Below are 15,297 nucleotides of genomic sequence, written 5' to 3' on the forward strand. Positions count from 1 at the left end.
GGTTAACCGGAGGATATCACTCCGGTTAACTTCCCGGAGGGCGGTCAGCCGAGCGAGGAGGAGGCCGCGCCAATGGTGGCACTGGATCTCGATGCACCCGTACGTGTTTCACCATCGGGAACCGGCGTCATCGATCGAACGCGGGCGGCGCTACACGGCCGCGGCCGCGAGGCCGTGGTCCAACTCGTGGTTATCACCGTGCTGTACCTGACCTATCGCGTCGGCCGCATGCTCGCGGCCGATGAGCAGGCGCACGCGCTCGCCAACGCGCGCACCCTGCTGACCTGGGAAGACCGCCTGCAGATGCCGAATGAGCAAGCGCTGCAATCGATCTTCGTGAAACACGAGTTCCTCGCGGTGCCCGCGAACTTCTATTACGCCACCGCGCATTTCGCGGTGGCCATCACGGCGCTGCTGTGGCTGTGGACCTTCCGGCCCATGTACTACCGCCTCACCCGCAATCTGATGGTGGCGCTCACCGCGGCGGCGCTGGCGCTGCACATGCTCATCCCGCTGGCTCCGCCGCGCATGCTGCCCGAGTACGGATTCGTGGATCTGGCCGCGAAATACGGGCAGTCGGTCTACGGCCCGCCCGATACCGACACCCTGTCCAATCAGTACGCGGCCATGCCGTCGCTGCACGTGGGCTGGGCGCTGCTGCTGTCCCTCGGATTGATCGCGGCCACCCGCACCCAATGGCGCTGGCTGCTGCTCCTGCATCCCGCCATCACCACGCTGGTGGTGGTCGGCACCGGCAATCACTACTGGTTCGACGCGATCGTGGCGACCGCACTGCTGGCGGTGGCGACGCTGCTGCACCCGCCGGTATTCGAGCGGCCCGGGTCAATGCCTGAATTGCGAGGAAATGAGAGGATCTGACTCGACCGTTCGACTGGAGAAAGCCGGTGCTGAGGACAATGACGTCTACCGAGACCAAGTCACGCGCCCGGATCGGTGACCTCATCACCGTGCAGGGCCGCCGGGTCCACGTACGCCAGGACGGACCGGCCGACGGCAAACCGGTACTGCTGCTGCACGGTTTCGAGGGTTCGCTGCACTGGTGGGACGCGGTCACACCGCTGCTTTCCGATACCTATCGGGTGATCCGCGTCGATCTGCTCGGATTCGGCTGCACCGGTGGCGAAGCCGGATTCGGCCAGGACGGACAGGGCAGCATGCTGGCCGCGGTGCTCGATGAACTCGGCGTCGCCAAGGTGGCGGTGTGCGGACACTCCTGGGGCGCGGACGCCGCGCTGGCCGTGGCCGCGCGCTCGCCCCGCATCACCGAGATCATCATTCTGGATCAGGCCCCGGACCTGAGTTATCTGCACGTGCCCGCCGGAGCACCGCTGCTCGCCCTCGGCCCGGTCGCCCGGTTCATCCAGCGGTTCGCCCCCGAACCGATTGTGCGCCAAGCCCTCCGGGAGGGTTTCGCCCCCGGCTTCGAACTATCCGGCGCGGTCCCCAGCCCGCACCAGATGTTCCTGGACCATCGCGCCATGTCCTGGCGCGCCTACCGCGAGGTCACCACGGTCCGCCGCCAAGCCCTGGCCGCCGACCCCCTGGATCGGCAGCTCCGCCGCCTGGCCCTGCCCACCCTGGTCATCCACGGCCGCCTCGACGGTATGTACGACTGGGCCACCACCCGCGACCGCTACACCGCCGCGGGCGCACGCTTCGAACTCATCGACAACGCGGGCCACAGCCCCAATGTCGAAACCCCGCAACGCTTCACCGAAATCCTCCGCGATTTCCTCGCCGCACCGACGGCCCCGAACCCGATCCAGGACTGATACCCGGGCGAATACCTCACCTTCGTCATCCCGGCATGCCTTTGGCCGGGATCCACACGCCGCGGTACCGCACCGACCGGTGTGGGTCCCGGCCAAAAACGCGCCGGGACTACGGGGGCGAACGGCTCGGGACGTGAATCCCTCCGGTGCGGCGCTAGCCTCGTAACCATGATCGCCGACGGTAAGTCGGGGAAAACCGACGAGTCCGAACCGCTGCCGCCCCGGGTGGTGCCGGTGTCCGATCCGCATGTACGGCGGATGCAACGGGGAGACGCGTTTCGGCTGACGGCGCTGGGCGGAGTGGCGGCGCTATCGCTGGACGCGCTGTCGAGCGTGGCCTACGGGCCGGAGGCGATCGTCGGGGCACTGACGGCGGCCGGGGGCGCGGCGGTGCGGTTCACCCTGCCGATCACCATCGCCATCACCGTGCTGCTGCTGGTGCTGGTGGTCTCGTATCGGCAGGTCATCGCGGTGTACCCGGATGGGGGCGGGTCGTACGCGGTGGCCAAGACGCGGTTGGGGCGGCCGGTCAGTCTGCTGGCGGCGGCGGGGCTGGTGGTCGACTACGTGCTGACCGTGGCGGTGAGCCTGGCGGCGGGCGCGGCCAGTCTGGGGAGCGTATTCCCTTTCGTCGCATCGCATTTGCTGTCCTGCACGCTGATCGCGCTGGCGGTCATCATGGTGCTGAACCTGGTGGGGATCGCCGAATCGGCGAAGGTGCTCATGCTGCCCGCGGCGCTCTTCATCGCCTCCGTGGTGGCGATCATCGTGGTCGGGCTGGCCCGATCGCAGCCGGTGGCGCTGATCGGCACCGCGCCCGGCGACTTCCCGGTCACCGAAAGCCTCGGCGCGCTGCTGTTCCTCAAGGCGTTCGCTGCGGGCAGCTCATCGCTGACCGGTGTCGAGGCCATCGCCAACAGTGTTCCGGCCTTCCGCGCGCCCGCGGTGAAACGCGCGCAGCGCACCGAGATGATGCTCGGAATCCTATTGGGCGCCATGCTGATCGGGCTCGGTGTGCTGATCCGGCATCACCATGTGCTGCCGCGCGGTCAGGTCACCGTGCTGTCGCAGTTGTCGGCGGCGGCGTTCGGCACCGGCTGGCTGTTCTACGCGACGAATCTGGTGATCACCCTGGTGCTGGGCCTGGCCGCGAACACCAGTTTCGGCGGTCTGCCGGTGCTGCTGAGCCTGCTGGCCAAGGACCATCGCCTGCCGCATCTGTTCGCGCTGCGCGCCGAGCGACCGGTGTACCGCTACGGCGTGGTGGCGCTGGCACTGGTCGCGGCGCTGGTGCTGATACTTTCGGACGCGCATACCGATCGACTGCTGCCGCTCTACGCCATCGGCGTCTTCGTCGGATTCACCATCAGCCAAACGGGTTTGGTGCGGCACTGGATCACCGATCACGGGCCGGGCTGGGCGTGGAAGATGCTGCTCAACGGTTTCGGCGCGATATTGACGGCGGTCGCGGCCGTGGTGTTCTTCGTCGGCAAGTTCACCGAGGGCGCGTGGCTGCTGCTGGTGATCGTGCCCGCGCTGATCCTGCTGTTCGCCCGGATCGAGCGCTATTACCTGCGCATCGGGGCCCAGCTCGGTTTCGGCGGGGAAGTGCCACGGCCGCACTCGGATTCCCGTCGCCGGGTGGTGGTCGTGGTGCCGGTGACCGCGGTCAGCAAGCTCACCGAGAAGGCGCTGTCGGCGGCGCTGCGCATGGGTGACGAGGTGCGCCCGATCGCCATCGCCATCGATCCGCGCGGTGCCAAGCGGCTGTCCGCGGACTGGGAGCGCTGGAATCCCGGACTGGAGCTCCAGGTGCTGCCCAGTCCGCATCGCAGCATGGTCGATCCGATCGTCGGTTACACCCGTGAGCTGTGCGGTCCGGACCGTCAGGTGGTGGTGCTGCTACCCCGGATCGAGCCGCGGCACGCCCGGGATCAGCTGCTGCACAATCAGCGTGTCCCGGTCATCCTGGCGGCCGTGGAAGCGCATACCGATGCCATCGCGGCGACCATCTCGATCGAAGTGCACTGACCTGTGCCCGGTTCGGACTGGGCGTAGGCTGGCGAAAACCTGCATGAGGATCGACCAACCAACCTCTACCGAAGGACGGCCGATGTTCAATCAGTCCGACCTGTCGACGCTCATTTCCGCCGCCCCCGGCCGCGGTGTCTCCATCTATCTGCCCACGCACAGCAGCGGCCCGGAAACCCGTCAGGACCCGATCCGGCTCCGGAATCTGCTCACCGAGGCGCATGCCAAACTCATCGCCGACGGTGTCGGCAAGCGCGAGGCCGACGCCCTGCTCGCCCCGGGCGAGGCACTGCTGGACGACTATCCGTTCTGGCAGCACCAGGACGAGGGTCTGGCGCTGTTCCTGGGTGCGGACGGCTCGCAATACCGCTTCACCGTGCCGCTCACCTTCACCGAACAGGTGCATATCGAACCCGGCTTCTACGTGAAGCCGCTGCTGCCGCTGCTGTCCGCCGACGGCAAGTTCGCGGTGCTCACGCTCACCGCCGATGGCGCGGCCCTGTACGACGGCTCCAAATTCGCGCTCACCCCGGACCCGGCGGCCGGATTGCCCGGCGGTCCCACCGAGAACCTCGACGAGGACAATCAGAGCCGGATCCTGGCCAGCCCGACCGCCCGCCCGCACACCGGCGGCAAGGCCACCACCTCCACCCAGGCGTATGGCGAAACACCAACGGACTGGCGTAAATCCGTACTGGACGACTGGGTCGGCAAGGTCGCCTCGGCGGTCGAGCGCCGCCTGGCCGATCAGGCCATCCCGCTGGTGCTGATCGCCGATCCGGAGCTCGGCGGCCAGTTCAAGAAGCGCAGCACCCTGGGCCCGCTGCTGGTCGGCACCGTGGAGAAGAATCCCGCCGCCCTGTTGAACGGCAAACTGCACGAGACCGCGTATCAGGTGGTGCGCCCGCACTTCGAGGCCGGTGAGCGCGCCGCCCTGGAACGCGCCGCGCTGCTGCTGGCCGACGGACCCACCAAGATCGCGGTCACCATCGGCGAGGTGGTGCGCGCGGCCTTCCAGGGCCGGGTGGAGACGCTGCTGCTCACCGATGGCGCGGTGGAGTGGGGCCGCTTCGACGAAATGACCGACGCCGTCGAAACCCATTCCGAGCCCGGCACTTCGGTGATCGACCTGACCGAATACGCCACGGTGAAAACGCTGGAGAACAAGGGCGCGGTCTACATGCTGCCGCCCGAGGCGCTGGCCGGACTCTTCAAGAGCGCCAACGCCCCCGCCTCGATCGCGGTACTGCGCTACTGATCAACGCGGCGTCACCGGCTCCCGGCCGCGTGGCGCCGCCCTCGCGCTACCGACCTTCGCGAGCCGGATCATCCTGCGCCCGAACCGCTTCCGCGGGCACGGTGCGCGGCCGGGTGGCGGGCCGGACCTTGCGCAGCCAGATCAGCCCCAGTGCGCAGCCGAGCGCGATGCCCAGCGCCATCCATCCGGCCTTGGGCTCGTGCGTGGTGGACGGCGAGCGGTACCACAGGTGTGAATAGCCCGCCAGGGTGTCCTGTGCGCCGCGCACCGCGAGCACCACCGACGGCACGAACAGCACCGCGATGCCGAGCACCCGATTCTGTAAGAGCGCGGGCCGGGTTGCCCCGTAGCCGTATCCGGTGATCGCGGCCAGCGCGAGCGCTCCGATCGAGGGAATCACCCGATTCTGCTCGGAGGTCGGGGCGAGCGCCGCGAAGAGCGCCAGGCCCGCGATCAACCCCATGGCGACCAGTGGGAAGCGCCGCCTATCCCCCAGCCACAGTCCCGCCGCGACCGCGACGAACAGCAGCGGATGCACCCAACTCGGCCGTGGCACAGCCACAATGGCGCTGCCCACCGCGGCCAGGCCGACGCCGATGAGAATGATGCCGCCGTCGCGCCCGGTGAGTATGAAGGCGGTGAGAATGGCGACCACCACGGTCGCCCCGGCCGCCACCACCGCGACGAGCGTATCGACCTGATTCCCGGTGAACCATTCGGCGGCAAGCAGAGTCGAGCCCGCCCCGATGGCTCCGGCCACCACCGTCCCGAACGGCGCGTCCAATTCATGCACCATCTCCACGCGCCGGCGGCGATGCCAGCAGGTGGACAGCATGATGAGCACCACCACCGCGAAAATCGACCATATCGGCGGCGAATCGGTGCCGACCCCGGTGTAAGTGGCTTCGGCGCTCGGCAATTCGGTCAGGTCGCCGAGGACGACGCTGGCGACCGCGCCCAGCATGAAGGCCGCGCCGGTGCGCCGCGAGCGCAGCACGGCCGCGCCGATCAGCCCGAGCAGCACGCCGCCGAAAATGGAGTCCATGTAGTTGGAGGTGGTCAGCGAGACATCGGAGTCCAGCCGCCGGCTCAGTACCGCATTGGCGAGCAAGGCGATTCCGGTGACGCTGGCGCAGATCCAGGTGAGCCGGGTGTCCCCGAGCGAGACCGCGAGCACCACCGCCACCACCGCCGAGATCGCGCCCGCGGTATCGGCGCGCGGCACGTTCACCACCAGCAGGTATTGGTGCAGTGCCGAACTCCCGGCCACCCGGGCGAAGTCAACGGGCATCATCACCGAAAGGCAGGCGACCGCCGCTGCCAGGAACGCGGTCACCACTTCCACGAGGTCGCGCAGACGACGCACCCTCACAACATACTGTGCAGTCGCTAATTTGTGCCGGAGGGTTGCGGATTCGGTAGCCATGGGTACGCTCGGAAATGAGTCCGCTCATTATTCGAGGGCGATCCGGAGGTGTCCAGTGCCCGTGCCGCAGGAATCCACGCAGGTGGGACGGCGTGCACGCGGTATGCGGGATAAGCAGGGCCGCATCTTCGACGCCGCCGCCGCACTGTTTGCCGAAAAAGGCTTCGCGCGCGTCACCACCCAGCAGATCTCCGATCGCGCGGATATCGCGGCGGGCACACTGTTCCGCTACGCGGCCTCCAAGGGCGAACTACTGCTCATGGTCTACAACGCGGATTTCCGATCCGCGCTGGACTCGGCGGAGCAGCGCGCCCGCGCGCACGACGATCCGGTGGAAACGGTGCTCGAACTCATCCGGCCCACCGTGCGGTCCGCCGGGCGCAGCGCCGAGAACACCGTGGCCTATCAGCGCGAGTTGCTCTTCGGCCCGCCACAGGACAGGTATCGCGTCGAGGGATTGGCATTGGTCGCGCGACTGGAGGCCATGATCGCCGACCGGCTCGCCGTCGACGCCCGCGCCCGCGGACTGGAATCGCCTCGGCTGGAAGAGCTTTCCCGGCTCGCCGGGCGCAGCGTCTTCGCGGTGCTGCACCTGGCGCTGGCCCGGCCGGCGACCGGGGCGCATCCCGGATATGACCCGCTCACCGATCTGCGCGCGCAGATCGCGCAGATCGTGGCCGGATTCTTCGCGGCCCTGCACACGTCCGTCACCAAACCCCAACAGAGGAGCGGTAATTGACCATCGATATTCGCAAGGTGACCGTACTCGGCACCGGTGTACTCGGATCCCAGATCGCCTTCCAGACCGCGTTCAGCGGCTTCGACGTCACCGCGTACGACATCAATGACGACGCGCTGAAGGCGGCGAGCGAACGCTTCGAGAAACTCGCGGCCATCTACAAAGGTGAGGTGAACGGCGCGGGCGGCGGTAAGGCCGAGAAAACCGCGTCCGCCATCACGCTGACTTCCGATCTGGCACAGGCGGTTCGGGACGCCGACCTGGTCATCGAGGCGGTCCCCGAGGTGCTCTCGATCAAACAGGACACCTATACCAAGCTCGGCGAACACGCCCCCGAGCGCACCATCTTCGCCACCAACTCCTCCAGCCTGCTGCCCAGCGCCATGGTGGAATTCACCGGCCGCCCGGATCGATTCCTGGCGCTGCACTTCGCCAATCAGGTGTGGAAGTTCAATACCGCCGAGGTGATGGGCACCCCCGCCACCGACCCGAAGGTCTATAAGGCGGTCGTCGACTTCGCCACGGACATCGGCATGGTGCCGATCGAATTGCATAAGGAGAAGGCGGGTTACGTTCTCAACTCGCTGCTGATCCCACTGCTCAACGCCGCCATGGATCTGGGCGCGAACGGTTACGCCGATCCCGAGACGGTGGACAAGACCTGGCGCATCGCCACCGGCGCGCCCGCGGGACCGTTCCAGATTCTCGACATCGTCGGCCTGACCACCCCGTACAACATGCTGGTCAACGGCGACGAGAACGGTAAGCACCTCGCGAAGTGGTTGCAGGACAACTACATCAGCAAGGGCAAGCTCGGCATCGCCAGTGGGGAGGGCTTCTACAAGTACGGCAAGTGATCCGCCCGACGTTCGAAACAACCAGGGATGGGAGTCAAATGTTCTACAGCAGCGGCAATTACGAGGCCTTCGCGCGACCGCGTAAGCCCGAGGGGGTCGACGGCAAGACGGCGTGGTTCGTCGGATCCGGCCTCGCCTCGCTGTCCGGAGCGGCCTTCCTGATTCGCGACGGGCAGCTGCCGGGTAACAAGATCACCATTCTGGAGGAGTTGAAACTGCCCGGCGGTGCGCTGGACGGTATCCGTAAACCCAAGAAGGGCTTCGTCATTCGCGGTGGACGCGAGATGGAGAACCACTTCGAATGCCTCTGGGATCTCTACCGCACCATTCCGTCCATGGAGATCGACGGCGCCAGCGTGCTGGACGAGTTCTACTGGCTGAACAAGGACGATCCGAACTTCTCGTTGCAGCGCGCCACCGTCGAACGCGGTCAGGACGCGCACACCGATGGCCTGTTCACCCTCAATGACAAGGCGCAGAAGGAGATCGTCAAGGTCTTCCTCGCCACGCGGGAGGAGATGGAGGACAAGCGCATCGACGAGGTCTTCTCGAAAGACTTCCTGCAGAGCAACTTCTGGCTGTACTGGCGCACCATGTTCGCCTTCGAGGAGTGGCACAGCGCGCTGGAGATGAAGCTGTACCTGCATCGCTTCATCCACCACATCGGCGGTCTGCCGGACTTCTCGGCGCTCAAGTTCACCAAGTACAACCAGTACGAATCGCTGGTGCTGCCGCTGTACCAGTGGCTGCTGGATCAGGGCGTGAACTTCAAGTTCGACACCACGGTCACCGATGTGGACTTCGACCTGAGCGCGAAACGCAAGCAGGCCAAGCGGATTCACTGGGTGTCCGAGGGCGTCGAGGGCGGGGTGGACCTGAGCGAGAACGATCTGCTGCTCATGACCATCGGCTCGCTCACCGAGAATTCCGATGAGGGCGATCAGGACACCCCGGCCAAGCTGAACAAGGGGCCCGCGCCCGCCTGGGATCTGTGGCGCACCCTCGCGGCCAAGGATCCGGCATTCGGGCGGCCGGAGGTCTTCGCGGGTGATATCGAGAAGACCAAATGGGAATCGGCCACCGTCACCACGCTGGATCAGCGCATCCCCGAATACATTCAGAAGATCTGTAAGCGAGATCCGTTCAGCGGCAAGGTCGTCACCGGCGGCATTGTCACGGTGAAGGATTCGAGCTGGCTGATGAGCTGGACGGTGAACCGCCAGCCGCACTTCAAACAGCAGCCCAAGGATCAGATCGTGGTGTGGGTGTATTCGCTGTTCGTGGACGTGCCCGGTGATTACGTGAAGAAGACCATGCAGGAGTGCACGGGCGAGGAGATCACCCAGGAATGGCTGTACCACATGGGTGTTCCGGTCGCCGATATTCCGGAACTGGCCGCGAACGCCGCCACCTGCGTACCGTGCATGATGCCGTACGTGACCGCGTTCTTCATGCCGCGCAAGGCCGGTGACCGGCCGAACGTGGTACCGGACGGGTCGGTCAACTTCGCGTTCATCGGGCAGTTCTCCGAGACCAGCCGCGATTGCATCTTCACCACCGAGTATTCGGTGCGCACCGGTATGGAGGCGGCGTATCAACTGCTGAATATCGAGCGCGGGGTGCCGGAGGTCTTCGGCTCCACCTACGACATTCGCTCGCTGCTGGCCGCGACGAGCCGACTACGGGACGGCAAGGCCATCGATCTGCCCGGACCGCAGATCCTGCGCAAACAGCTGTTCAAACGCCTCGATTCGACCGAGGTGGGCGAGCTGCTCACCGAATTCGGGTTGATCTCGGATAAGTAGCGCCGCAGCGCGTTTCGGCGATGTGGCGGGTCGGCGTGCTCAGTGCACGCAGGCCCGCCATATCTCCGCCGCCTCCAGCAACCGGGACCGCACCAGATCGATATGCGGCCGGGCCGGGCCACCCACACGGCGCGCCAGATAGACCGTGTTGATCGGCGAATCCTCCGGATCCAGCAGCGTCACAATCGATCCCGCGTCGAGTTCGCGCGCGCACAGATAACGCGGCAGCACCGACAGCCCCGCGCCCGCGACGACCGCGGACAGCACCGCGCGCAGATCCGGAATCACCAGGGCCGCTTCGGCTTCCAGCCGGGTGTCGAACACATGCCGCCAATAGCGGCGCAGGATGGGCAGATCCGCCGCATAGCTGATGAGCGGCACCCCCGCCAGATCATTGACGCGCAGCCGCTCGATATCGATACGCGCGGCCACCTGCGGTGCGGCGACGAGCACGAATTCCTCATCCGCCAAGGGTTCGGCCAGTACCGTGCGCCCGCGCGGGCGAATGGTGGACAGCACCAGATCGAGTTTGCCCAGGCGCAGATCGGCGAGCAGATCATCGGCCAGCCCGGTGGTGACGGTGAACCGGATGCCCCGGGCGATGAGCGGGGCCAGTGCGGGCAGGGTGAGCGCGGCCAGCAGTTCGGCCGGACCGCCGAGCAGCACCGGCGGCTCGGGGGTATCGCCCTCGGGTGACTCGGCGACCACTGTTTCCAGCGCGTCGAGCGGATCCGCCACCCGAGCGGCGAGGTCGTGGGCGGCCGCGGTGGGGCTGACCCCGCGCGGCAGGCGTTCGAAGAGCGGGCGGCCCAGCTGTCGTTCCAGGGCTTGCAGCTGGGTGGTCACCGTAGGCTGGGAGAGGCCGACCTGGCTCGCACCCGCGGTCAGCGAGCCGGCCCGGTAGACGGCGAGAAACGTCCGGAGCTGCGCCAAATCCACGGATCCATCGGTTTGCCTATGTCTCATATAGGCGAGTCTATTGGTCGATCTATGTTCACGTCCCTACGGTGGAACCCGACAACCTGACATTCCGCATACGGAGTGTCAGTTCATCGGTAAGAGACCGTTCTGAGCGAGGAGCATCATGGCCAAGGTCTTGTTCGTCATGACCGGCGTCGACCACTGGACGCTGGCCGACGGCACCCAGCATCCCACCGGATATTGGGCCGAGGAGTTCGCCGCGCCCTACGAGGCGTTCAAGGCGGCCGGGCACGATATCGTCGTCGCCACCCCGGGCGCGGTGGTGCCGCCGATCGATCGCGGCAGTCTCGCACCCGAGGCCAACGGCGGCCCCGAGGGCGCGGAGAAGATCGCCGAAACCCTGCGCAAGGCAACCGAATTGAACTCGCCGATCGAGCTGGGCGCGGTCGATCTCGCCGACTACGACGCGGTGTACTACCCGGGCGGACACGGGCCGATGGAGGATCTCGCCGTCAATCCCGTCTCCGGCGAATTGCTCACCGCCGCACTGGCTTCGGGTAAGCCGCTGGGCGTGGTGTGCCATGCCCCGGCCGCGCTGCTGGCCACCGCGGACGCGGACGGCAAGTCGCCGTTCGCGGGTTACCGAATCACCGGGTTCACCAATGCCGAGGAGACCCAGGCCGGATTCGCCGACAAGGCCAAATGGCTGCTCGAGGATCGGCTCATCGAACTGGGCACCGACTTCCGCGCGGGTGAGCCGTGGGCCCCGCATATCGAGGTGGACCGCAATCTCTACACCGGGCAGAACCCGGCCTCCTCCGCCCCGCTGGCGGCGGAGCTGCTGAAGGCGCTCTGAGTCACCATGCCCGACCGGACCGCCGATGTACTCGACGCCACCCTGCGCTGCCTGCTGCGGTACGGGGCGCGGCGCACCACCATGGACGATATCGCCGCTGAGACAGGCGTTTCCAGGTCGGCGGTCTATCAGTACGTACGCAATAAGGACGATGCCGTGCGGCGCATCGCCGAACGGCTGCACGACCGGGCGCTGAGCTCGGCACGGGAATCGGCGAGCGCGCCGATTCCCCTGGCGGACAGGGTCTTCGGCATTGTCACCGCCAAGGCCGAGCTGATGGCGGGACCGTTCGCGGGCTCACCGCACGCCGCCGAACTGCTCGACGAACAGGCCCGGCTCTGCGGCGATATCTGCCGCGGCTTCACCGATGAACTGCACGAACTGCTCACCGGTCTGCTCACCGAGGCCGGGTTGGAGCGACCGGAGGACGCCGCTCGGATCGTGCTGGCCACCACCATCGGCCTGCTCTCGGCGGGCCGCCCGGATCTACTGCGCACCGCGTCCGACGCCGTCCTGGCCGGGCTCGGCGCACCATCGAAAACTTGTGAAGGAGAACAGCAATGACCGTCGACAGCCGTGAATGGCGTCTGATCGCCCGCCCCTTCGGCGAGCCCAAGCCCGGCGATTTCGAGCTCGCCACCGTGACGCTGCCCGATCCGGGTCCGGGGCAGGTGCTGGTGCGCAACGACTGGCTGTCGGTGGATCCATACATGCGCGGGCGGATGAACGATGTCGAATCCTATATTCCGCGCTTCGTGCTCGGCGAGGCCATGACCGGCGGGGCCGTGGGCACCGTGGTGGCCTCGGGCGCGGACAATGTGCCGGTCGGCACGGTCGTCAGCCACTTCTACGGCTGGCGGGAATACGCGCTGCTCGATGCCGCCGCCGCGCAGGTCGTGAATGCCGAAATCGCGCCCGCGCAAGCGTATTTGGGTGTGCTCGGCACCACCGGCATCACCGCGTACGCGGGTCTCACCGAGGTCGCTCCGGTCAAGGAGGGTGATGTCGTCTTCATCTCCGGCGCGGCGGGAGCGGTGGGTTCCATTGCGGGACAGGTCGCCAAGCGGCTCGGCGCGTCCAAGGTGATCGGTTCGGCCGGTGGTCCGGCCAAGACCGCGCGGCTGCTGAACGAATTCGGCTTCGACGCCGCCATCGACTATCGCGAGGGTGATCTGGTGGGGCAGTTGGCCGTTGCCGCGCCCGAGGGCATCGACGTGTACTTCGACAATGTCGGCGGCGATCACCTCGACGCCGCGCTGGTGGCGATGAACCGGTACGGGCGCATCGCGCTGTGCGGGGCCATCTCGGTGTACAACGACACCGAACTCGCCCCCGGACCCGCCCATTTGCCGCTGGCCATCGGTAAGCGAATCAACCTGCGCGGCATGAATGTGACCGACCATCTGCATCAGGCGCCCGAGTGGATCGGACAGGCGGCGGGCTGGCTGGCCGACGGTGCACTGCGTGCGGAGGAGACCGTGGTGGACGGGATCGATCAGGCGCTGGACGCGTTCACGGCCATGATGAGCGGTGCCAATACCGGCAAGATGCTGGTGCGCCTGCCGCACAACGGGTAGAGATCCGACCGCGCTCGCGGCGGCCTCGAATATCTCGCCGCGAGACAGGCGACAGCTTCTGTCTCGCGGCGAATTCATACCTTCACCAGCGTATTTCATTTCCACCGCGGCGGTTCTCCGCCCTCCGGCCGATGCACTGTCATCTCATCCGGAGACACTTGTTGACACCCGATTCAGCAGCGGAGACGGTGTGCCGATGACGCAGACCGCACCGGACGCGATCGATATCTTCGATCCCGTTCACCTGGACAATCCGTACCCGCTGTATGACCGGCTGCGGGAACAGTCGCCGGTGTATCGGATTCCGGGGACGGACTTCCATCTGGTCACGTCCTGGGATCTGGTCGCCGAGGCGATCGGGCGGCCGGATGCCTTCTCCTCCAACCTGACCGGGGTGCTGCTGCGGCAGCCCGACCGCCCGCCCGTGACGTTCGACATGGATGGCGGCGGCCAGGCCGTGCACGTGCTCGCCACCGCGGACGATCCCACCCACCTGGCGCATCGCAAACTCGTACAGCCGCTGCTGGCCAAGCGAATTCGCGGTATCGGACCCACCGTCCGCGATCTGGTGGACAGCCTGTGGTCCGAGCATGCTCGCGACGACCGCATCGACTGGGCGACCGCCGTTGCCGACCGGCTTCCCCTCGCCCTGGTCGCCGATATCATCGGGCTGCCGAACGAGGATGTGCCCCGGCTGCTCACCTGGGCCTATGACAGCACCGAAATGCTCGGCGGCGTAGTCGATTCCGATGGATTCGGCCGATCGGTCACCGCGGCCGCCGAACTCACCGGCTATCTCTACACCACCTTCAAAGCGGCCGAGGCGAATCCGGGCCAGGACCTACTGGGAGTGCTCGCGAGAGCCTGTGCCGCAGGGGAATTGACCGATACCGTCGCCGTGCTGGTGCTGGTGCAGTTGGTGGGCGCGGGCGGTGAATCCTCGGCCGGACTCATCGCCAATGCCGTCCGCCTGCTGGCCGAAAACCCGCAATTGCAAGCAGAACTCCGCCGCGAGCCCGCGCTGCTGCCCGCGTTTCTGGATGAGGCGCTGCGCCTGGAAGCACCCTTCCGGGGTCATCACCGCCATGTCACCGCGGACACCACGCTCGGCGGCACCGAGCTTGCGGCGGGCAGCCACCTGCTGCTCTCCTGGGGCGCCGCCAACCGCGACCCGGCCCGCTTCGACAACCCGGAAATCCTCGATCTGGATCGCCGCAGCGGTGCGAACAATCTCGCCTTCGGCCGCGGTGTGCACTTCTGTGTCGGATCGGCGCTGGCCAAACTCGAGGCCACCGCCGCGCTGACCGCGCTGCTGGACCGCACCGAAAGCTTCACCCTCGTGGATGACGCGCCTCCGCAATGGTTTCCGAGCATCTTCGTGCGCCGGCACCGGTCACTCCCCCTGCATCTGACCTGAACGCGCTCCGCGCACCCGGGCACGACCTGGCACGGGCACTTCGGTATGGCCGACTCACCCCGGCCGGATGACCCGGCCGGACGGTGGCCCGGTGTCGGTATGCGGCACCGGGCGCTTGGCCTACTTGCGGTGTGCGCGCAGCTGGTAGATGCCTTCGGTCTCGGCGACGACGACGCCGTTGGCATCGGTGACGGTCGCCTTCAGGGTGAAGTCGGACTTGCCCTTCAGTTCGGCTTCCTCGGCGATCCGAGCGATCTCGGCCTCCGATAGCTCGGCGACCGCGGTCACATCGGTGGCGGCGGGCTTGCGGAAGTAGATGTGCAGGTCCTTGACCAGCGGGTAGTACAGCGCGCCGTCGAAGCTGGCGACCGCGAGCGCACCGCCCAGGATTTCCGCGACGGTGAACAGCACGCCCGCGTACATGACGCCGAAGTGATTGCCGTTGCCCTCGATGGGAACCTTGGTGGCGGCGTAGCCGGGCCGGACCTCGGTAGCCTTGACCCCCATCTTGTGCGCGATCGGAATCGTGAATTCGAGTGCGCCGTTCACGATTTCGTTCAGCGGCGGGGTGGCGTCATTCGCCATGCGGGACCTCCCTGTCTGACTTACTGGCGGCA

At 66.9% G+C, this 15,297-nt stretch carries 14 protein-coding genes; 11 read left to right on the forward strand and 3 right to left on the reverse strand.

The genetic code is table 11. The annotated features are described in order from the left end of the window. The first annotated feature begins 72 nt into the window (after positions 1 to 72). From ACFVUS_RS41645 to ACFVUS_RS41660, 4 genes are all read left to right on the forward strand, one after another. Positions 73 to 879: a phosphatase PAP2 family protein gene (locus ACFVUS_RS41645; RefSeq protein WP_387780333.1), complete on the forward strand. Its 807-nt coding sequence runs from the start codon at positions 73 to 75 to the stop codon at positions 877 to 879. 38 nt (positions 880 to 917) lie between these two features. Continuing rightward, the gene (locus ACFVUS_RS41650; RefSeq protein WP_387780336.1) at positions 918 to 1,793 is read left to right on the forward strand and encodes an alpha/beta fold hydrolase; all 876 of its coding nucleotides are present in this window, start codon (positions 918 to 920) and stop codon (positions 1,791 to 1,793) included. 168 nt (positions 1,794 to 1,961) lie between these two features. Next, positions 1,962 to 3,824 carry an APC family permease gene (locus tag ACFVUS_RS41655; protein ID WP_387780339.1) on the forward strand — a complete coding sequence of 621 codons (1,863 nt, stop codon included), beginning with the start codon at positions 1,962 to 1,964 and terminating at the stop codon, positions 3,822 to 3,824. Between the two features lie 82 nt (positions 3,825 to 3,906). Continuing rightward, the gene (locus ACFVUS_RS41660) at positions 3,907 to 5,082 is read left to right on the forward strand and encodes a hypothetical protein (RefSeq protein ID WP_387780342.1); all 1,176 of its coding nucleotides are present in this window, start codon (positions 3,907 to 3,909) and stop codon (positions 5,080 to 5,082) included. A 46-nt stretch (positions 5,083 to 5,128) separates the two neighbouring features. On the opposite strand, the gene ACFVUS_RS41665 is transcribed toward ACFVUS_RS41660, so the two are convergent. Further along, a complete protein-coding gene (locus ACFVUS_RS41665; protein ID WP_387780345.1) occupies positions 5,129 to 6,448 on the reverse strand; it encodes a hypothetical protein in 1,320 nt (439 codons plus the stop codon). Positions 6,449 to 6,563: 115 nt separating this feature from the next. On the opposite strand from ACFVUS_RS41665, the gene ACFVUS_RS41670 reads away from it, so the two are divergent. From ACFVUS_RS41670 to ACFVUS_RS41680, 3 genes are read left to right on the forward strand one after another with little or no spacing between them, the layout of a single operon-like run. After that, a complete protein-coding gene (locus ACFVUS_RS41670) occupies positions 6,564 to 7,247 on the forward strand; it encodes a TetR/AcrR family transcriptional regulator (RefSeq protein WP_387780348.1) in 684 nt (227 codons plus the stop codon). Further along, entirely contained in the window at positions 7,244 to 8,104 is an 861-nt protein-coding gene (locus ACFVUS_RS41675) for a 3-hydroxyacyl-CoA dehydrogenase (protein WP_387780351.1), read from the forward strand. Before ACFVUS_RS41670 ends, ACFVUS_RS41675 begins: the two co-directional genes overlap by 4 nt. A 38-nt stretch (positions 8,105 to 8,142) precedes the next feature. Then, positions 8,143 to 9,909 (forward strand): oleate hydratase, encoded by a 1,767-nt coding sequence (locus ACFVUS_RS41680; RefSeq protein ID WP_387780354.1) that lies wholly within the window; start codon positions 8,143 to 8,145, stop codon positions 9,907 to 9,909. 39 nt (positions 9,910 to 9,948) lie between these two features. On the opposite strand, the gene ACFVUS_RS41685 is transcribed toward ACFVUS_RS41680, so the two are convergent. Beyond that, the gene (locus tag ACFVUS_RS41685; RefSeq protein WP_387780357.1) at positions 9,949 to 10,875 is read right to left on the reverse strand and encodes a LysR family transcriptional regulator; all 927 of its coding nucleotides are present in this window, start codon (positions 10,873 to 10,875) and stop codon (positions 9,949 to 9,951) included. A gap of 118 nt (positions 10,876 to 10,993) precedes the next feature. Here ACFVUS_RS41685 and ACFVUS_RS41690 point away from each other — a divergent pair, with 118 nt between their 5' ends. The 4 genes from ACFVUS_RS41690 to ACFVUS_RS41705 all read left to right on the forward strand — a co-directional run bounded on the left by ACFVUS_RS41690 (position 10,994) and on the right by ACFVUS_RS41705 (position 14,680). Next, a complete protein-coding gene (locus ACFVUS_RS41690; RefSeq protein ID WP_387780360.1) occupies positions 10,994 to 11,686 on the forward strand; it encodes a type 1 glutamine amidotransferase domain-containing protein in 693 nt (230 codons plus the stop codon). Positions 11,687 to 11,692: 6 nt separating this feature from the next. Then, positions 11,693 to 12,250, forward strand: a complete 558-nt coding sequence (locus ACFVUS_RS41695) for a TetR/AcrR family transcriptional regulator (RefSeq protein WP_387780363.1) — start codon at positions 11,693 to 11,695, stop codon at positions 12,248 to 12,250. Then, positions 12,247 to 13,263, forward strand: coding sequence for an NADP-dependent oxidoreductase (locus ACFVUS_RS41700; protein WP_387780366.1), 1,017 nt, complete (start codon positions 12,247 to 12,249; stop codon positions 13,261 to 13,263). The genes ACFVUS_RS41695 and ACFVUS_RS41700 overlap by 4 nt, the downstream gene beginning before the upstream one ends. Positions 13,264 to 13,459: 196 nt before the next feature. Continuing rightward, positions 13,460 to 14,680, forward strand: a complete 1,221-nt coding sequence (locus ACFVUS_RS41705) for a cytochrome P450 (protein WP_387780369.1) — start codon at positions 13,460 to 13,462, stop codon at positions 14,678 to 14,680. Positions 14,681 to 14,800: 120 nt separating this feature from the next. Here the strand turns inward: ACFVUS_RS41705 and ACFVUS_RS41710 are convergent, their stop codons facing one another. After that, positions 14,801 to 15,265 carry a PaaI family thioesterase gene (locus ACFVUS_RS41710; protein ID WP_387780372.1) on the reverse strand — a complete coding sequence of 155 codons (465 nt, stop codon included), beginning with the start codon at positions 15,263 to 15,265 and terminating at the stop codon, positions 14,801 to 14,803. Positions 15,266 to 15,297 lie beyond the last annotated feature (32 nt).

The sequence above is a fragment of the Nocardia sp. NPDC058058 genome (genome assembly GCF_042885355.1).
Lineage (GTDB): Bacteria > Actinomycetota > Actinomycetes > Mycobacteriales > Mycobacteriaceae > Nocardia.